Here is a 15,457-nt window from a genome sequence, read left to right on the forward strand (position 1 = left end):
CACGTGTCCGGACATCGGACACCGCTACTTCGCAAAAAACCCTTTGAAATCAATGCGTAAAAGTTGGCACGCGACCTGCTTGGTACATGGCAAGGGAAACAAGGATCAAACCGAAACTGACTGGATGCTGAACAACAACAAGAATAGTGAAATTATTCTTGCAAGCCCCGAATCGGTGTACTACCTTACTACCACACCACTGATCACCAACACTAAACAGGACCTCGCCATGAACACCAAGACTCTCGCCATCGCCATCGCCTTTGCCGCCGGTTCCGCGTTTGCTTCGTCGGTGCAGGCCGCCCCCGCCATCGTCACCCTGGACACCGTGCAGGTCCGCCCCTCGGCCGACCAGATCGCCCAGGCCGAGGTTGAGCGCACCAGCGACATCCCGACCCTGGCGGTCGTGGAAGTCCGTCCGACCGCTGGCCTGATCGCCGAGTACCGCGCCGAACTGGCCGCCAACCGCCGCGTCACCACCCTGGCCGCCGTGGAAGTGCGTCCGACCGCCGAACAGCGCCAGGCCCTGGCTGCCGAACAGACCAACGACCGCGGCTACGTCGCCACCTTCACCGCTGCCGCCACTGCCGTGGCCAACGAAGTGATCATCAACCTGCCGACCCTGCAGGTGCGTCCGTCGGCTGCCGACCTGCAGGCCCTGGCCCTGGAAACCGCCGCTGCCGCCGCCACGACCCTGATCCGCCAGTAAGCCGCTGCTGCGGTCTTCCGCAGCCACGGCGTACACTTCGCCGATGACTGCCACGCCCACGTTCCATGTCGTCCTGTTCCAACCCGAAATCCCGCCGAATACCGGCAATGTGATCCGCCTCTGCGCCAACACCGGCGCGCGGCTGCACCTGATCGAGCCGCTCGGTTTCGACCTGAGCGACAAGCAGCTCAAGCGCGCCGGCCTGGACTATCACGAATACGCTCGGCTGCAGGTCCATCCTGATCTGGAAACCGCCCTGCAGGTCATTGCGCCCAAGCGCCTGTTCGCGCTGAGTACCCGCGGCAGCGTGCGTTACGACACCCAGCAGTTCGAAGACGGCGATGCCTTCCTGTTCGGCCCGGAAACCCGCGGCCTGCCCCAGGACCTGCTCGACAGCCTGCCCCACGGCCGCCGCCTGCGCCTGCCGATGCAGCCGGACAACCGCAGCCTCAATCTGTCCAACACGGTCGCCGTGGTGATGTACGAGGCATGGCGCCAGAACGGGTTTGCCGGCGGGGAATAAGATGCCGTGCCGACCAACGGTCGGCACCTACCGGTGACACAGGCACCTGACCGTTGGTGTAGCACCTGACCGTTGGTGTAGCACCTGACCATTGTGTAGCACCTGACCGTTGGTCAGGTGACCTCAGAACGCATTGATCCCGGTCAGCTCGCGGCCGATCACCAGCTGGTGCACGGTCTCGGTGCCCTCGTAGGTGATCACCGATTCCAGATTGAGTGCATGCCGGATCGCCACGTGCTCGGTGGTGATGCCGGCGCCGCCGAGCAGGTCGCGGCATTCGCGCGCGATGTCGATGGCCATGCGGCAGTTGTTCCACTTGGCCAGGCTGACCTGCTGCGGCTGCAGTTGGCCGGCGTCCTTCAGGCGCCCCAGCTGCAGGGCCAGCAGCTGCGCGGTGGTGATCCGCCGCGCCATGTCGGCCAGCTTGATCTGCGCACTCTGCGTGGCCGCCACCGGCCGGCCGAAGAGCACCCGCTGCTTGGTGTAGCCCAGGGCTTCATCCAGGCAGGCCACCGCAGCGCCGATCGGACCCCAGCTGATCCCGTAGCGCGCCTGGTTCAAGCAGCCCAGCGGCCCCTTCAGCCCCTGCACGTTCGGCAGGCGGTTGCGGTCGGGCACGCGCACGTTGTCGAAGAACAACGCACCGGTCAGCGAGGCGCGCAGGCTCATCTTGTGCTTGATCTCCTGCGTGGTGAACCCGGCCATGCCCTTTTCCAGCACGAAGCCCTGGATGCCATCGTCGGTATGCGCCCACACGATCGCGATGTCGGCCACCGGTCCGCTGGTGATCCACATCTTGCTGCCGTTGATCAGCCAGTCACCGCCATCGCGCACCGCGCGGGTCTTCATCGCCGCCGGATCGGAGCCGCCATGCGCCTCGGTCAGCCCGAAGCAGCCGATCACCTTGCCGGTGGCCATGTCCGGCAACCAGCGCAGGCGCTGCTCTTCGCTGCCGTAGGCATGGATGGGGTACATGCACAGCGAACTCTGCACCGAGACAAAGCTGCGCAGGCCCGAATCGCCGCGCTCCAGCTCCTGGCAGATCAAGCCGTAGCTCACCGCATTGAGCCCGCCGCCGCCGTACTGCTCGGGCAGGCTGGAGCCGAGCAGGCCCAGCGCGGCGATCTCGGGAATCAATTCGTCCGGGAAGCGCCCGTCGTCGAACGCATCGCCGATGATCGGCAGCACCCGCGTATCGGTGAATCGCGCCACCGTCGCCTGCACCGCGCGCTCCTCCTCGCTGAGCAGCGAACGGATATCGAACAGATCGAACGGATTCAGTGACATGGCATCCCGGCAGGTGGCGGTGGAACCGGCCCCCATTGTGGTCGTTGTGCGCGAAGCGGCCAAGGGACGGCGAGGCAGCGCGGATGCTGCGCCGCAGCATCCTGGTATCGAACGCGCGGCGACACCGCTGTCATCGTCGGCGATCTAGGCTTAAATGCGCCGTGCCGGTACTCTGGCGCACTGATCCACCGTTTCGCCGTGGTGTGACACGCGCGATTCCCAGGCAACCGCCGCCGTTCAACCCGCGGCACTACCCACGAGTTACGCAGCCCCATGAGCGAAGAAATCAACGTCCTGCCCCCGCGTGAAGTGATGGAATTCGATGTGGTGACCGTCGGTGGCGGTCCCGCTGGCCTGGCCACGGCGATCCGGCTGCGCCAGCGCGCCATCGAAGCCGGCCGCGAGCTGTCGGTGTGCATCCTGGAGAAAGGCTCTGAACCCGGTGCGCACATCCTCTCCGGTGCGGTGATGGATCCGCGGGCACTGAGCGAACTGTTCCCGGACTGGGCCGAGCGCGGCGCACCGCTGAAGCAGAAGGTCACCCGCGACGAATTCCTGTTCCTCAGTGAAGCCGGCTCGCGCAGCACGCCCAACGCGCTGCTGCCGGAGTGCTTCCACAACGAAGGCAACTACATCGTCAGCCTCGGCGAGGTCACCCGCTGGCTGGCGCAGCAGGCCGAGGCGCTGGAAGTGGCGATCTTCCCCGGCTTCCCCGCGGCGGAGGTGCTCTACAGCGAGGACGGTGCGGTGATCGGCGTGGCCACCGGCGACATGGGCATCGAGAAGAACGGTCAGCCCGGCCCCGCGTTCGAGCGCGGCATGGCGCTGCACGCCAAGTACACGATCTTCGCCGAAGGCTCGCGCGGCCATCTCGGCCGCCAGTTGATCGCACGCTTCCAGCTCGATGCCGGCAAGGATCCGCAGGCCTATGGCATCGGCATCAAGGAGCTGTGGCAGATCGATCCGGCCAAGCATGAGCCGGGCCTGGTGGTGCACGCCGCCGGCTGGCCGCTGGACAACGACACCTACGGCGGCGCGTTCCTGTATCACGCCGAGGGCGGCAAGGTCTCGATCGGTTATGTGGTCGGCCTGGATTACAAGAACCCGTGGCTGAGCCCGTTCGAAGAGTTCCAGCGCTTCAAGACACACCCGGACATCCGCAAGCACCTGGAAGGGGGCAAGCGCATCGGCTACGGTGCGCGCGCGATCACCGCCGGTGGGCTGATGTCGCTGCCCAGGACGGTGTTCCCCGGTGGCGCGCTGGTCGGCTGCGAGGCCGGCTATCTCAACGTCAGCCGGATCAAGGGCAGCCATGCCGCGATCAAGACCGGCATGCTCGCCGCCGATGCCGCCTTCGATGCGCTGGTGGCCGATCGCCAGCACGATGAATTGAGCGCCTATCCGCAGGCGTTCGAGACCAGTTGGCTGCATGCCGAACTGCAGCAGGCCAAGAACTTCAAGCAGTGGTTCAAGAAGGGCCAGACCGTGGCCACGTTGATGACCGGCATCGAGCAGTGGCTGCTGCCCAAGCTGGGCATCCGCAATCCGCCGTGGACGCTGCGCCACAGCACCCCGGACCACGCCTGCCTGGAGCCGGCCTCCAAGCATGCGAAGATCAACTATCCCAAGCCGGATGGCGTGCTCACCTTCGACCGGCTCAGCTCGGTGTTCCTGAGCAGCACCAACCACGCCGAAGACCAGCCCAGCCACCTGACCCTCAAGGACGCCAGCGTGCCGGTGCGGATCAACCTGGCCGAGTACGCCGGTCCGGAAGCGCGCTACTGCCCGGCCGGCGTGTACGAGTTCGTCGGCAGCGATGGGCACGAACAGCTGCAGATCAACGCGCAGAACTGCGTGCACTGCAAGACCTGCGACATCAAGGACCCTACCCAGAACATCGTGTGGGTGACCCCCCAGGGCGGCGGCGGCCCGAACTACTCGGGGATGTGATCGGCATGGCCTGCGACCACCGGTCGCAGGCCATCAGGCGCGGCAGGCACCGCCGCGCTGGCTATCCTGAGCGTCCTGTTGGACGTGACCGTGGCGCCATGGCCCCTGCTTTCCGATCGACGTTGCCGTTACTGGCCTGCCTGCTGCTGGCGGCGTGTTCGCGCACCCCGCAGACGCCGGAGCAGGCCCATCAGCAGGACCTGCAGCGCGCCTTTGCGATCTGTGCCGGTTGCCACACCGTCAGCCCGGGTGGCGTGCATCGGTTCGGCCCGAACCTGCATGGCGTGATCGGCCGGCGTGCCGGCAGTGTCGCCGGCTATCCGTATTCCAACGCGATGCGCGATGCAGGGCTGACCTGGAACGAACAGACCCTCGATGCGTTCCTGCGCTCGCCCACGCAGGCGGTGCCGGGCACGCGCATGGTCAACTCCACTGCTGACCCGGAGCGCCGGCGGCAGGTGATCGAGTATCTGCAGCAGCAGCGATGACCGGCAGGCGCCGGTCAGGACGCCTGCAGCTGCACCAGATAAGCGCGCAACGCCGCATCGAATGCGCTGACCGCCTCGGCGTGCGCCGCCACGCCTTCGTCGTCGACGCGTTCCATCAGGCTGCGCGCCTGCAGCGCCAGCGCGTCGGCCCCCAGCGTTGCCAGCCCCCCCACCAGCCGGTGCAGCACATTCACCAGTGCGGGCCCGGCCTGCGCATCCAGGGCTGCCTGCAGCTTCACCAGATCCTCGGCCGAGGCGGTGCACAGGCTCTCGATCAGCACGCCGGCCACATGCTCCGAACCAAACCGGCGCACCAGCGCGGCCCGGTCCGGCGGCGCGTCATCCGCACCCGGTGCCTGCTCCGCGCCGGACAAGGGGCCATCCCCGTCCGGCAGCCACTGCAGCAGTGCCTGGCGCAAGGCGCCCAGTGGGACCGGCTTGGCCAGCAGATCGTCCATGCCGGCCTCGCGGCAGCGCTGCAGATCGTCCTCCATCGCGCTGGCGGTCAGCGCGATCACCGGCAGCCGGGCACCGCCGCGGTCACGCTCCTGCTCGCGGATGCGGCGGGTCATGGCATAGCCGTCCATGACCGGCATCCGGCAGTCGGTCAGCACCAGGTCGAAACGGGTGCGCGCCAGCAGCGCCAGTGCCTGTTCGCCGTTCTCGGCCAGCACGTGTGGCAGGCCCAGCTGTTGCATGCGCCACCCCATCAGCGCCTGGTTGGTGGGATGGTCCTCCACGATCAGGATGCGCCGCTGCTGCAATGCGGCCGGCAACGGCACCGCCTGCGTGTGTTCTTCGGCGGCACTGGGCTGTTCGTCCACCGGCACCACCGGTACGGTCAGCAGCACCTCCACGCGCGTGCCCTCACCGGGGACGCTGTGCAGCGTCAGCGTGCCGTGCATCATCGCCACCAGGCGCTGGCAGATGCTCAGCCCCAGCCCCGTGCCACCGTACTGGCGGCTGGTCGCCGCGTCCGCCTGTACAAACGGCGCGAACAGCCGTTCGCGCTGCTCGGGCGAGATGCCGATGCCTGTATCGCGAACGGTCAGGCGCAGCTGCTGCGCGCCGTCGGCATCACCGTCGAGCACCTCCAGCGCGATGCCGACCTCGCCGGCGCGCGTGAACTTGATGGCATTGCTGAGCAGGTTGAATGCGATCTGCCGCAGGCGCATGCCGTCGACCAGGTGCATGGCCGCGAGCGCGTCGTCGATCTGCATCTGCAGCTCCAGCCCCTTGGCCACCGCCTGTGGGGCAAGCAGCTGCTGCACGTTGCCAAGCAATGCGCGCAGCGCAACCGGATGCGGTTGCAGGGACAGCGCGCCGGCCTCGATCTTGGAGTAGTCCAGCAGGTCATCGAGGATCTGCCGCAGCATCTGCGCCGAGTCCTCGATCACGCTGATGATGCGGCGCTGCTCGCCATCCAGCGAGGTATGCGAGAGCACCTCCACCATGCCCAGCACGCCGGACATCGGCGTGCGGATCTCGTGGCTCATCGTGGCCAGGAATTCGGATTTGGCGGCGGTGGCGCGCTCGGCTGCCGCCTTGGCCAGCGCCAGCGCGTCGGCCTGGGCGCGCGCATCGGTCACATCGATCCAATAGCCGCTCCACAGCAGCACCCCGTCCTCGGCGTCGTAGGGCAGCGCGCGCGAACGTACCCAGCGCAGCATGCCACTTGGGCGGGTACGGAATTCCATGTCCAACGGGGCGAAGTCACGCGCGGCGCTTTCCATGGCCTGGCGCACACTGGCGCGATCACGCTCGTCGATGCGCGCCATCAGCGCGCTTTCATCGGCCATCGCCTCGGCCGCGGTGAGCCCGAACAGCGCTTCGGTGTCACCGGCGATATACGGCAGCGACAGCCGGCCATCCCGTTCGCGACGGCCCTGGTAGACGATCGCCGGCAGGTTGTCGGTGACGTCGGCCAGGCGCTGCTCGGCACGGCGGCGCATCGTCACCTCACTGCGCAGGCGCCAGTGCCCCCACCCATGGACGAGCAGTGCGGTCAGCAGCACCAGGGCCAGCGGCACCGCCCAGCGCGCGATCCTGCGCCAGTCCAGATCGCTGCGGTACTCGGCCGACAACCAGTCGCTGCGGATCGCTTCGTGCTCGCGCGCGCTCATGTTCAACAGCAGGCGGTCGAACGTGGTGGCCAGCGGCGCGTACTGGCGTTTGACCGCCAACGACAGGCGATCGCTGAATCCCGCCGGCGCTGCCACGTGCAGCTGCGCGGGATAGTGATCACGCACGATCCGATCGATGACGGCCAGGTTGCCGATGTACGCATCGGCGTCTCCCTTGGCCAGCCGTGCCAGCGCCAGTTCGGCGCTGCGCGCGGGCACGATGCGCGCATTGGGGGCCTGCTGCAGGACATACCCGCGCAACCGTTCCGGATCGGACAGCAGGATGCTGCGGCCATCCAGATCGGGCACGCCCAGCACCGACGCACTGCCACTGGCCGTCACCACGACGTTGGGAACGGTGATGAAGGGCTGGCTGAACACCCAGCCGTCGCCCAGGTAGTTCGAATCGTTGGGGATGCCCATGATCGCGTCGACCTCGCCGCGGCGCAGCTGCTCGCGCACATCGAACCAGTCGTGCGCCGGCACCCGCGTGAGCTGCGCCCCTACCGTGCGCAGCAGGCGCAGGTACTCGGCCGAGACACCGCTGGGCCGGTCGGCACTGTCGATGAAGGCCAGCGGTGCCGCGTTCGGCGCGAAGGCCAGGCGCAGGGGGGTGGCCAGGACACGCCTCTCCGCATTGCCCAGGATCACCTGCGACTGCACCGACCATCGCGGGGTCGGGAGCCAGCGCCGTTCCAGGCGCTCGCGCTCGGTCTCGGCGAGCGCGGCCAGGCCCATGTCCAGCGCTTCAGCCAAGGGCTGCTTGGCGTTGGGCACACCGAAGTGCAACCGCTCCGGTGGCAGGTCGCTGGGGCGCAGCAGGCTGACATCGGTCAGCCGTCGCTCGGCGATCAGGGTCGTGGCCACATACGCGTTGCCGATGTAGACGTCGGCCTCGCCGCTGCCGACCATGGCCAATGCGGCGGTGGTGCTGGCCGCGGTCACGCGCCGGGCGCCGGGAAAGCGCGAGCGTACTTCGTCGCTGGTGACGAACTCACGCTCGGTGACCACGCGCAGGCCGCGCAGGTCAGGATCAGACGATGCGCGGGTTTCGCCGGGGCGACCCACCAGCGCCAGTGGCGCCCGGGCGTAGGGGCGGGTGTAGACCATGCAGCGCGTGCGATCGGCGGTGAGCGTGATGTTCATCACCACATCGACTTCACCCCGGCATGCCGCCTCCAAAACCTCGGTCCAGTCGCGATACATCCGCACCTGCACCTGCACCCCCAGCTGCCGGGTCAGCAGGCTGAGGTAGTCGTAGCCGAGGCCGACCGGCTTGCCGTTCTGCATGGACTCGAACGGCGGCCAACCGCTGTCGTACATGCCCAGGATGATGGTAGGGTGCCTGCCAAGCCACTCGCTCTGGTGGGGGGGCAAGGGAGGCGACGCAGCCGCGGATACCTGCATGCCCGTCGCCATCGCGAGCACGAACAGAACCAGCCAGCGAATGACGTGGGTACGCATGCTGCCTGATCTCCGTAGAATGACATCCCCATCCCGGCACGGCCCGACGGCTGCCTCACAGGCAATACTAGTCCATGACCCTGCGCATTATCATCGCCGATGACCATCCGGTCGTACGGATCGGCACGAAGGCCGTGATCGAGTCCAGCGGCGTTGGCCAGGTGGTGGCCGAGGCCAGTACCGTGGCCGAGCTGATGACCGTACTGGGCGACCACGAGTGCGATGTTCTGGTCACCGATTACTCCATGCCCGGCGGCGCGCAGGCCGATGGCTTCGCGATGATCGCCATGATACGCCGGCGTTTTCCCGAGCTGCCGGTGCTGATGCTCAGCGTGTCCAACAACCTGGCGATCCTGCGCATGGTGGTCGCGACCGGCGTGCTTGGCCTGGTCGACAAGACCTCCTCGATGGATGAGCTGCCGCTGGCGATCCAGACCGTGCAGCGCGGCGTGCCCTACGTCAGCCTGTCGCTGAAGGAACGCATTGACGCAATCGGCACGGAGAGTGTCGAGGAAGGCGGAGCCAGTCCTTTGTCGCCACGCGAAGTGGAAGTGCTGCGGCTGCTTGGCAGCGGCATGACGGTCAAGGAGATCGCCCTCCATCTGCACAAGAGCGTCAGCACCATCAGCCGCCAGAAAGGCGTTGCGATGTTGAAGCTCGGGCTGAAAGGCGACGCCGAGCTGTTCGACTACCTGCGCGACGGCGAACGCTGATCCCGGTCCGCCTGCGGACGCGCGCTCTTTTTTCTTCGATACCCATGCGATGCACGTCATCGCGATGGTGTCCTGTCGTGTGCGCGCTTTACGCATGAGACGGAGTGCGCGTGCGTAGCAGATAGCGAACGAAGAGTTCCCAATATCGCCGCTTCATTTATGTACTGCTCAGTTTGATATTCAGGGCTAATTCGGGTGACTAACGGATAATTCACACCTGTCGCCAGCAGCGATTCCCCCTTCCTCTGCTGGCGGACAAAACCAAAAAATAAAAAGGTGTTCCCGAAAATGAAGACTTCCCTGCTTGCTCTGGGTCTGCTCGCTGCACTGCCGTTCGCTGCGTCGGCAACCGACGGCCTGTCGTACAACTACGTCGAAGGCGGCTACGTGAACACCGATGCCAAGGGCGGCGACGCCGATGGCTGGGCGGTGAAGGGCTCGGTCGCCGTGGCGCCGAACTTCCATGTCTTCGGTGACTACAACGCGCAGGAAACCAAGCGCGGCAGCAACGACGTCGACCAGTGGCGCGTCGGTGTGGGCTACAACTACGGCATCGCCCCGACCACCGATCTGGTCGCCCGCGTTGCTTACCAGAAGTTCGACCCGAAGCACGGCCCGGACTTCAACGGCTACTCCACCGAAGTCGGCGTGCGCAGCGCGTTTACCCCGAACTTCGAAGGCTACGTGATGGCCGGTTACGAGGATTACAGCAAGAAGCACGGCATCAATCCGGACGGCGAGTTCTACGGCCGCGTCGGCGCCCAGGCCAAGCTCAACCAGAACTGGGGCCTGGCCGGCGAAGTGAAGCTGGCCAAGGGCGGCGACAAGGAATGGTTCGTCGGTCCGCGCTTCACCTGGTAATACGCGATACGCAATACCGCGGTACGTTGTTGGATGGCGCGGTCTCTCTCCCCTGCGCCATGAAGCCCGGCTCACGCCGGGCTTCACTTTTACAGCAGGCGACCAACGGTCGGCTCTACCTGCACGGCCGTCGCGGTTTTTTTGCGGTTGGCATGGCCACACCCTCGTCGGTACGCCACGAAACAACCCGGCCACGTGCCGGGTTGTTTCGTTCTGGCGTGGCCCAGCGCCCGACCCATCCGCCGTCGCGCCTCAAAAGAATGGACGAAGACCCCAAAAAAACCCCGGCATCTGCCGGGGTTTTGGGTGCCTCACTTGAACAGCGTGTCCGGATACTCCGGCTTCTGCTCGCGTGCCAACAACGCACGCAATCCTTCTTCGGGGGTCTGCTCACCGTGCAGCACGGCGCGCACCCGGTCGGAGATGGGCAGGTCGATGCCATGACGCCGCGCCTGGCGCATCACTTCATCGGCGGTCTGCACCGATTCCACCACCTGGCCGATCTCGCGCACCGCATCCTGCAGCGTCTGCCCACGGCCCAGGGCCAGGCCCAGCCGACGGTTGCGCGAGAGGTCGCCGGTGCAGGTCAGCACCAGATCGCCCAAGCCGGCCAGCCCCATCAGGGTTTCCGGCTTGGCACCGATCGCCGCGGCGAGCCGCAGCATTTCGTTGAGGCCACGGGTGATCAGGCCGGCACGGGCGTTGAGGCCCAGCTGCATGCCATCGGCAACGCCGGTGGCCACGGCCAGCACGTTCTTCATCGCGCCGCCGAGCTCGGCACCGACCATGTCATCGCCGGTGTAGGCGCGGAACGCCGGGCCGTGCATGGCATCGGCCACCTGCTGGGCGAAGTCCGGCGCGTCACCGTGGACGGTGATCGCGGTCGGCAGACCCTGGGTGACTTCCTTGGCGAACGACGGGCCGGTCACCACCGCCAGCGGCACGTCCGGCCCGAGGACCTCACGCGCCACTTCGTGCAGGAACCGACCGGAGCCGGGTTCGAAGCCCTTGGTCGCCCACGCCACGCCGGCATCAGCCGGGCGCAGCGGCGCCAGTGCACGCACGGTTTCACCGAAGGCGTGCGACGGCACCACCACCAGGATCCAGGCGGCGTCCTTGACGGCAGCGGCCAGGTCGGTGGTCGCGCGCAGCGACTCGGGCAGCGGAATACCCGGCAGATAACGGGTGTTCTCGTGGCGCTGGTCGATGGCCTCGACCATCGCCGCATCGCGCCCCCACAGCACGGTCGGGTGACCGTGCCGCGCGAGCAGGCTGGCCAGGGCAGTGCCCCAGGAGCCGGCGCCGAGAACCGCGATTTTGTCTGCGTGCTTGCTCATCCGTACGACTGCAGCGCCGATCAGGCGTTGCCGGCCGGCTCGGAATCGGCGAGCGAGGTCTCGCCCTGTTCCTGGCGCTGGCGCAGGGTTTCGGCGTAGAGGCCTTCGAAGTTGATCGGCTGCAGGAAGAACGGCGGGAAGCCACCGGCCTGGATCAGCTCGCTCACCAGCGAACGCACGTACGGGAACAGGATGTTCGGGCACTGGGTGCCGAGCAACACGTCGATCGACTGCGGGTCCAGGCCCACCAGGCCGAACACGCCGGCCTGCTGCACTTCGGCCACATAGGCGGTCTTCTCGCCGGCCTTGCAGGTCAGGGTCACGGCCAGCACGACTTCGAAGGCGCTCTCGCCCAGGCGCTGCACGCGCTGGTTCAGGTTGAGCTGCAGTTCCGGCTGCACGGCGTCGTTGAAGACGGCCGGAGCGTTCGGCGATTCGAACGAAACGTCCTTGACGTAGATCTTCTCGACGGTGAACGAGGGACCGGTGGCGGCGTCGACCGGCGCGACGGCGCCGTTGGTGTTCTCTTCGGACATTTCCTGTTGCTCCAAAAATGAATGCTGTAAAAACGGATTGTTACATGCCCTGCGATGGGGGCGCTGTGCGCCGCGTACAAGGCGTGCGCTGCAATCCGACGGGGATCAGTTGCGGCCCTTGACCAGCGGCAGCTCGGCCTGCTGCCACGCCGGGATGCCGCCATCGAGCACGTTGACCTGGGTGAAACCAGCCTTCTTCAAGGCCTTGGCGGCCGTCTCGGAGGCGTTGCCGCTGCGGCAGACCAGCACGACCGGGCTCTGCTGGGCCTTGGCGACCAGTTTGTGCTCCGGACCGAACTGGCTCGGCTGCACATTGCGGCTGCCGGCGATATGGCCCTTCTCGAAATCGCTGCTCGAGGACAGATCGACCACGATGGCACCACCGGCGTTCATCAGCTGGGTCAGTTCCGCCGGCTTGAGCGATTTGAAGCCTCGGAACAGACGGCGGACTTCGGTCACGATGATGGCCACGGTCAGGCCGACCAGGGCCATCGACAACATCGGGTTTCGGCCGGCAAAGGCCAGCAACTCTTCGTAATTCACTAAGATCACGGGTCGATAAGCGGGCGCCGATTGTCGCACATGCGGGCGAATCGGCGTCCAGCCCCGTGTGGCCGGGCGTCAGCGGTCCTGCCAGAGGTCGGGCAGCCCGTTGGCCTGGAGCCAGCGCTTGTCTTCGGCGTCCCAGCGCCAGATCTCCCGAACCCGCACCGTGCGCTCGGCCTGGGTGTTGTTGTTGATCACCCGCACCTCGGCGGTGCGCCCTACCCGGCCATCGGGCATGGGCACGTTGTCGCTGGCGCGATAGCTGGAGATCTTCACCTGCTCGAAGCGGCGCAGTTCCAGATCGGTCAGCGGGTGGACCCGGGTGTATTCCGGGTCCAGGTACGGCAACGCGTCTTCAACGGTGCCCCAGCGCATCGTGGCGTCGTACTTGATCTGGGTTTCCTCCAGATCCTTGCGCTGCTTCCGGGTTGTTTTTTGCTCGGCGGCCAGGGCACTCACGCTGGTCAGCGCGAGCAATGCCAGCAGCAGGATCTGAAGCGTACGACGCATGCGAATTCCCCAATAGGCAAGGCGCCCATCCTACCGCCTGGCGAAGGCCACGAAACGGCCGCTCAGTTCAGCGGCGGCCTTGTCGCCCTCGCCCGGCTGCCGGGCGGTGAGGCTGATGCGGGCCTTGCCGCGCTGGGCGAAGGTGGCCAAGAAGCTGTCCCAGTCGGTTTCCGCATCCGCCTGGGCCTGCGCATGCAGATCGCCGTAGACCGGCGCCAGGTAGCGGATGTGGCTGTCGGCCACGTAGACATCGGCATCGAACCCAGCCAGGCGCAGCCGCAGCGTCACCAGGGCCCAGCCGGACAGGGTCAGGGCCGAGGCCAGGCTGCCACCGAAGGCGTTGCCCTTGTCATTGACGTTGGCCGCCAGCGGGGCATGGATGTGCAGGACGCCGTCGCGATAGTCGTGGACACGGATCTGCATGGCCGCCACCGGCGGCATGGCATCCAGGACATGCTGCAGCGCGGACAACTGCGCCGGCAGGGAATCGGTTGCGGACATCTGGTTGATCACGTCACATCGAAGGGCTCGCATAATGCCCGCAATGAACACCGAAACGAAAGTCGCGCCCTGGACCCTGATCTCGCTGCGCCCGCGTGGCCAGCATGCGCCGCTGCGGCGTGCGGCGAAGGCGGCGGGTGCCCACCTCATCGCGCTGTCGCCGTGGGCGCTGCAGGCCCAGCGCGATACTGCCGCCCACGCCGACCTCACCGCCGCGCTGGCGGCCGAGCGGGTGGTCTTCAGCAGTCCCGCCGCGGTGGAGGCCGCCGCGCGCCTGGTGGATCTGGCCGCACCCCACCCGGGGCAGTGGCTTGCCGTGGGCGCCGGCACGGCAGCGGCGCTGCACCGCCAGGGCGCGCAGGACATCGCCGCACCGGCACGGATGGACAGCGAGGGCCTGCTTGCGTTGCCGGCATTGGCTGACCTGCGCGGCCTGCGCGCGGGCCTGGTCACCGCCCCCGGCGGCCGCGGGGTGATCGCCCAGACCCTTGAGCAACGTGGTGCCCAACTGCTGCGCGCCAACGTCTATGCGCGCCAGCCGCTGCCGCTGGCCCCGCGCACCCTGCAGCGCCTGCGCCGTGCGGCCATGCCCTGGGTGCTGGCGCTGAGCAGCGGCGAGGCCCTGGCGCTGTTGCTGGCGCAGTTGCCCGACGATCTGCAGGCACCGCTGCGCGCGGCCACCGTGGTGGCCGCCAGCGAGCGGCTGGCCGCACAGGCGCGCGCCGCAGGCTTCGGGCAGGTGCGGGTCGCCGCCGGGCCGATGCCGGCACAGCTGGTTGCGGCTGCACACGCCGCGCTCATCCCGCCCGCATCTTCCTGAACAGGGAGCCGGGGCGGTCTTGCAGGGGCCTTGGGCGGCGGGCGATGCTGTGTGCCACGTCGCTCGCCAGCCAAGCGGATTGCCCGGCGCGCGCGACAAGGATGCCCGTATGAATGACCCTGTTTCGCCCCCCTCTCCGAGCCGCCCCCTGCGCTGGATCGTGCCGATCACGGCGCTTGTCGTGTTGGCCGCCGGCGGCGCCTGGGGCTGGACGCAGTGGCAATCGCGACAGGCGCAGGAACGACTGCGGGAAGAGAACGACCAGCTGCAGGTGCAGGGCCTGCTGGACAGCGTGGAAGCACTGCGCCGCGACCAGCGTTCGACCTCACAGCGCGTGCAGGACGCCGCCGCCACCAACCGCGTGCTGCGCGATGAAATGCTCGGCCTGAGCCAGCGCAATGCGCTGCTTGAAGAGAACCTGGCCAAGCTGGCCGACAGCACCCGCCACGGCGCGCAGGCACTGCAGCTGGAAGAAGCCGAACTGTTGTTGAGCCAGGCCGGCCAGCGGCTGGCCTATGCCGATGACGCAGAAGGCGCCAAGCGCCTGTACGCGTTGGCGGCCGCCTCGCTGGACGATGTGCAGGGCAACGAGTATCTGAACCTGCGGCAGGCATTGATGCAGGAGCGCAATGCGGTGGACGCGCTCGGCCCCGGGGTGCGCGCGCAGACCCAGGCACGGTTGGGCCGGTTCGCCCAGGCCCTGACCACCCTGCCCGAACAGATCGACGCCCCCGCCGATACCGCTGGCGCCACGCCCTGGTGGCACCAGGTGCTGGCGCCGTTCGTGACCATCACCCCCACCCGCCTGCAGGGCCCGCTGACCGAAGCCGACCGCGTGGCCGCGTGGGATTCGCTGCAGCTGGAACTGACCTTGGCGCGGGCAGCGGTGGAGCGCGGCGATCAGCCGGGCTATCTCCAGGCGCTGGACCGCGTGGCGCTGTGGCTGCCGCGGCTGTGGCCGGATTCACCTGCTCTGCGCGAGCAACGTGCTGAACTGCATCAACTACGCGCCTGCGAGCTGCGTCCATCGTTGCCCGAACTGGGCAGCACCCTGCAGCAACTGCGCTCGATGCGTAACGGGAGGTAATC

At 67.3% G+C, this 15,457-nt stretch carries 15 protein-coding genes; 8 read left to right on the top strand and 7 right to left on the bottom strand.

Annotated features, from left to right (window positions below; translation table 11 throughout):
* The first annotated feature begins 229 nt into the window (after positions 1-229).
* Both NJD74_RS15475 and trmL read left to right on the top strand, forming a co-directional pair.
* Entirely contained in the window at positions 230-709 is a 480-nt protein-coding gene (locus tag NJD74_RS15475; protein WP_102788813.1) for a hypothetical protein, read from the top strand.
* Between the two features lie 43 nt (positions 710-752).
* Complete coding sequence (gene trmL / locus NJD74_RS15480) at positions 753-1,232, top strand: tRNA (uridine(34)/cytosine(34)/5-carboxymethylaminomethyluridine(34)-2'-O)-methyltransferase TrmL (protein ID WP_019184882.1); 480 nt, start codon at positions 753-755, stop codon at positions 1,230-1,232.
* A gap of 123 nt (positions 1,233-1,355) precedes the next feature.
* On the opposite strand, the gene NJD74_RS15485 is transcribed toward trmL, so the two are convergent.
* Positions 1,356-2,519: an acyl-CoA dehydrogenase family protein gene (locus NJD74_RS15485; RefSeq protein WP_070426378.1), complete on the bottom strand. Its 1,164-nt coding sequence runs from the start codon at positions 2,517-2,519 to the stop codon at positions 1,356-1,358.
* A gap of 273 nt (positions 2,520-2,792) precedes the next feature.
* Between NJD74_RS15485 and NJD74_RS15490 the strand changes: the two genes are divergently transcribed.
* Positions 2,793-4,469: an electron transfer flavoprotein-ubiquinone oxidoreductase gene (locus tag NJD74_RS15490; protein WP_319624537.1), complete on the top strand. Its 1,677-nt coding sequence runs from the start codon at positions 2,793-2,795 to the stop codon at positions 4,467-4,469.
* 98 nt (positions 4,470-4,567) lie between these two features.
* Positions 4,568-4,957: a c-type cytochrome gene (locus NJD74_RS15495; RefSeq protein WP_070474236.1), complete on the top strand. Its 390-nt coding sequence runs from the start codon at positions 4,568-4,570 to the stop codon at positions 4,955-4,957.
* Positions 4,958-4,971: 14 nt separating this feature from the next.
* On the opposite strand, the gene NJD74_RS15500 is transcribed toward NJD74_RS15495, so the two are convergent.
* The gene (locus NJD74_RS15500) at positions 4,972-8,544 is read right to left on the bottom strand and encodes a transporter substrate-binding domain-containing protein (protein WP_319624538.1); all 3,573 of its coding nucleotides are present in this window, start codon (positions 8,542-8,544) and stop codon (positions 4,972-4,974) included.
* 74 nt (positions 8,545-8,618) lie between these two features.
* Between NJD74_RS15500 and NJD74_RS15505 the strand changes: the two genes are divergently transcribed.
* Together NJD74_RS15505 and NJD74_RS15510 are read left to right on the top strand one after the other, a co-directional pair.
* Complete coding sequence (locus NJD74_RS15505) at positions 8,619-9,257, top strand: response regulator transcription factor (RefSeq protein WP_319624539.1); 639 nt, start codon at positions 8,619-8,621, stop codon at positions 9,255-9,257.
* A 288-nt stretch (positions 9,258-9,545) separates the two neighbouring features.
* Entirely contained in the window at positions 9,546-10,118 is a 573-nt protein-coding gene (locus tag NJD74_RS15510) for an Ax21 family protein (RefSeq protein WP_019184889.1), read from the top strand.
* 311 nt (positions 10,119-10,429) lie between these two features.
* Here NJD74_RS15510 and NJD74_RS15515 read toward each other — a convergent pair whose 3' ends face one another.
* The 5 genes from NJD74_RS15515 to NJD74_RS15535 form a co-directional block, all read right to left on the bottom strand.
* Positions 10,430-11,455, bottom strand: a complete 1,026-nt coding sequence (locus NJD74_RS15515) for an NAD(P)H-dependent glycerol-3-phosphate dehydrogenase (RefSeq protein ID WP_019184890.1) — start codon at positions 11,453-11,455, stop codon at positions 10,430-10,432.
* Between the two features lie 20 nt (positions 11,456-11,475).
* The gene (gene secB, locus NJD74_RS15520) at positions 11,476-11,991 is read right to left on the bottom strand and encodes a protein-export chaperone SecB (RefSeq protein WP_019184891.1); all 516 of its coding nucleotides are present in this window, start codon (positions 11,989-11,991) and stop codon (positions 11,476-11,478) included.
* Between the two features lie 105 nt (positions 11,992-12,096).
* Positions 12,097-12,534: a rhodanese-like domain-containing protein gene (locus tag NJD74_RS15525; RefSeq protein WP_019184892.1), complete on the bottom strand. Its 438-nt coding sequence runs from the start codon at positions 12,532-12,534 to the stop codon at positions 12,097-12,099.
* Between the two features lie 78 nt (positions 12,535-12,612).
* Positions 12,613-13,047 carry a hypothetical protein gene (locus NJD74_RS15530; RefSeq protein ID WP_019184893.1) on the bottom strand — a complete coding sequence of 145 codons (435 nt, stop codon included), beginning with the start codon at positions 13,045-13,047 and terminating at the stop codon, positions 12,613-12,615.
* A 30-nt stretch (positions 13,048-13,077) separates the two neighbouring features.
* A complete protein-coding gene (locus NJD74_RS15535; RefSeq protein ID WP_026070058.1) occupies positions 13,078-13,548 on the bottom strand; it encodes a YiiD C-terminal domain-containing protein in 471 nt (156 codons plus the stop codon).
* A 43-nt stretch (positions 13,549-13,591) separates the two neighbouring features.
* Between NJD74_RS15535 and NJD74_RS15540 the strand changes: the two genes are divergently transcribed.
* The gene (locus NJD74_RS15540; RefSeq protein ID WP_102788811.1) at positions 13,592-14,368 is read left to right on the top strand and encodes a uroporphyrinogen-III synthase; all 777 of its coding nucleotides are present in this window, start codon (positions 13,592-13,594) and stop codon (positions 14,366-14,368) included.
* 109 nt (positions 14,369-14,477) lie between these two features.
* On the top strand, positions 14,478-15,455 hold the full coding sequence (locus NJD74_RS15545) for a uroporphyrinogen-III C-methyltransferase (RefSeq protein WP_319624540.1): 978 nt from the start codon (positions 14,478-14,480) through the stop codon (positions 15,453-15,455).
* The last annotated feature ends 2 nt before the right edge of the window (positions 15,456-15,457 follow it).

The sequence above is a fragment of the Stenotrophomonas sp. RG-453 genome, assembly GCF_033843685.1.
Taxonomy (GTDB): Bacteria; Pseudomonadota; Gammaproteobacteria; order Xanthomonadales; family Xanthomonadaceae; genus Stenotrophomonas; species Stenotrophomonas bentonitica_A.

Bases quoted from the DNA above. Each gene is read 5' to 3' on its own strand.
- NJD74_RS15500 (WP_319624538.1), bottom strand. From the start codon at position 8,544: ATGCGTACCCACGTCATTCGCTGGCTGGTTCTGTTCGTGCTCGCGATG.
- NJD74_RS15475 (WP_102788813.1), top strand. From the start codon at position 230: ATGAACACCAAGACTCTCGCCATCGCCATCGCCTTTGCCGCCGGTTCC.
- NJD74_RS15515 (WP_019184890.1), bottom strand. From the start codon at position 11,455: ATGAGCAAGCACGCAGACAAAATCGCGGTTCTCGGCGCCGGCTCCTGG.
- trmL (WP_019184882.1), top strand. From the start codon at position 753: ATGACTGCCACGCCCACGTTCCATGTCGTCCTGTTCCAACCCGAAATC.
- NJD74_RS15540 (WP_102788811.1), top strand. From the start codon at position 13,592: ATGAACACCGAAACGAAAGTCGCGCCCTGGACCCTGATCTCGCTGCGC.
- NJD74_RS15545 (WP_319624540.1), top strand. From the start codon at position 14,478: ATGAATGACCCTGTTTCGCCCCCCTCTCCGAGCCGCCCCCTGCGCTGG.
- NJD74_RS15490 (WP_319624537.1), top strand. From the start codon at position 2,793: ATGAGCGAAGAAATCAACGTCCTGCCCCCGCGTGAAGTGATGGAATTC.
- NJD74_RS15530 (WP_019184893.1), bottom strand. From the start codon at position 13,047: ATGCGTCGTACGCTTCAGATCCTGCTGCTGGCATTGCTCGCGCTGACC.
- NJD74_RS15505 (WP_319624539.1), top strand. From the start codon at position 8,619: ATGACCCTGCGCATTATCATCGCCGATGACCATCCGGTCGTACGGATC.
- NJD74_RS15535 (WP_026070058.1), bottom strand. From the start codon at position 13,548: ATGTCCGCAACCGATTCCCTGCCGGCGCAGTTGTCCGCGCTGCAGCAT.
- NJD74_RS15495 (WP_070474236.1), top strand. From the start codon at position 4,568: ATGGCCCCTGCTTTCCGATCGACGTTGCCGTTACTGGCCTGCCTGCTG.
- NJD74_RS15510 (WP_019184889.1), top strand. From the start codon at position 9,546: ATGAAGACTTCCCTGCTTGCTCTGGGTCTGCTCGCTGCACTGCCGTTC.
- secB (WP_019184891.1), bottom strand. From the start codon at position 11,991: ATGTCCGAAGAGAACACCAACGGCGCCGTCGCGCCGGTCGACGCCGCC.
- NJD74_RS15485 (WP_070426378.1), bottom strand. From the start codon at position 2,519: ATGTCACTGAATCCGTTCGATCTGTTCGATATCCGTTCGCTGCTCAGC.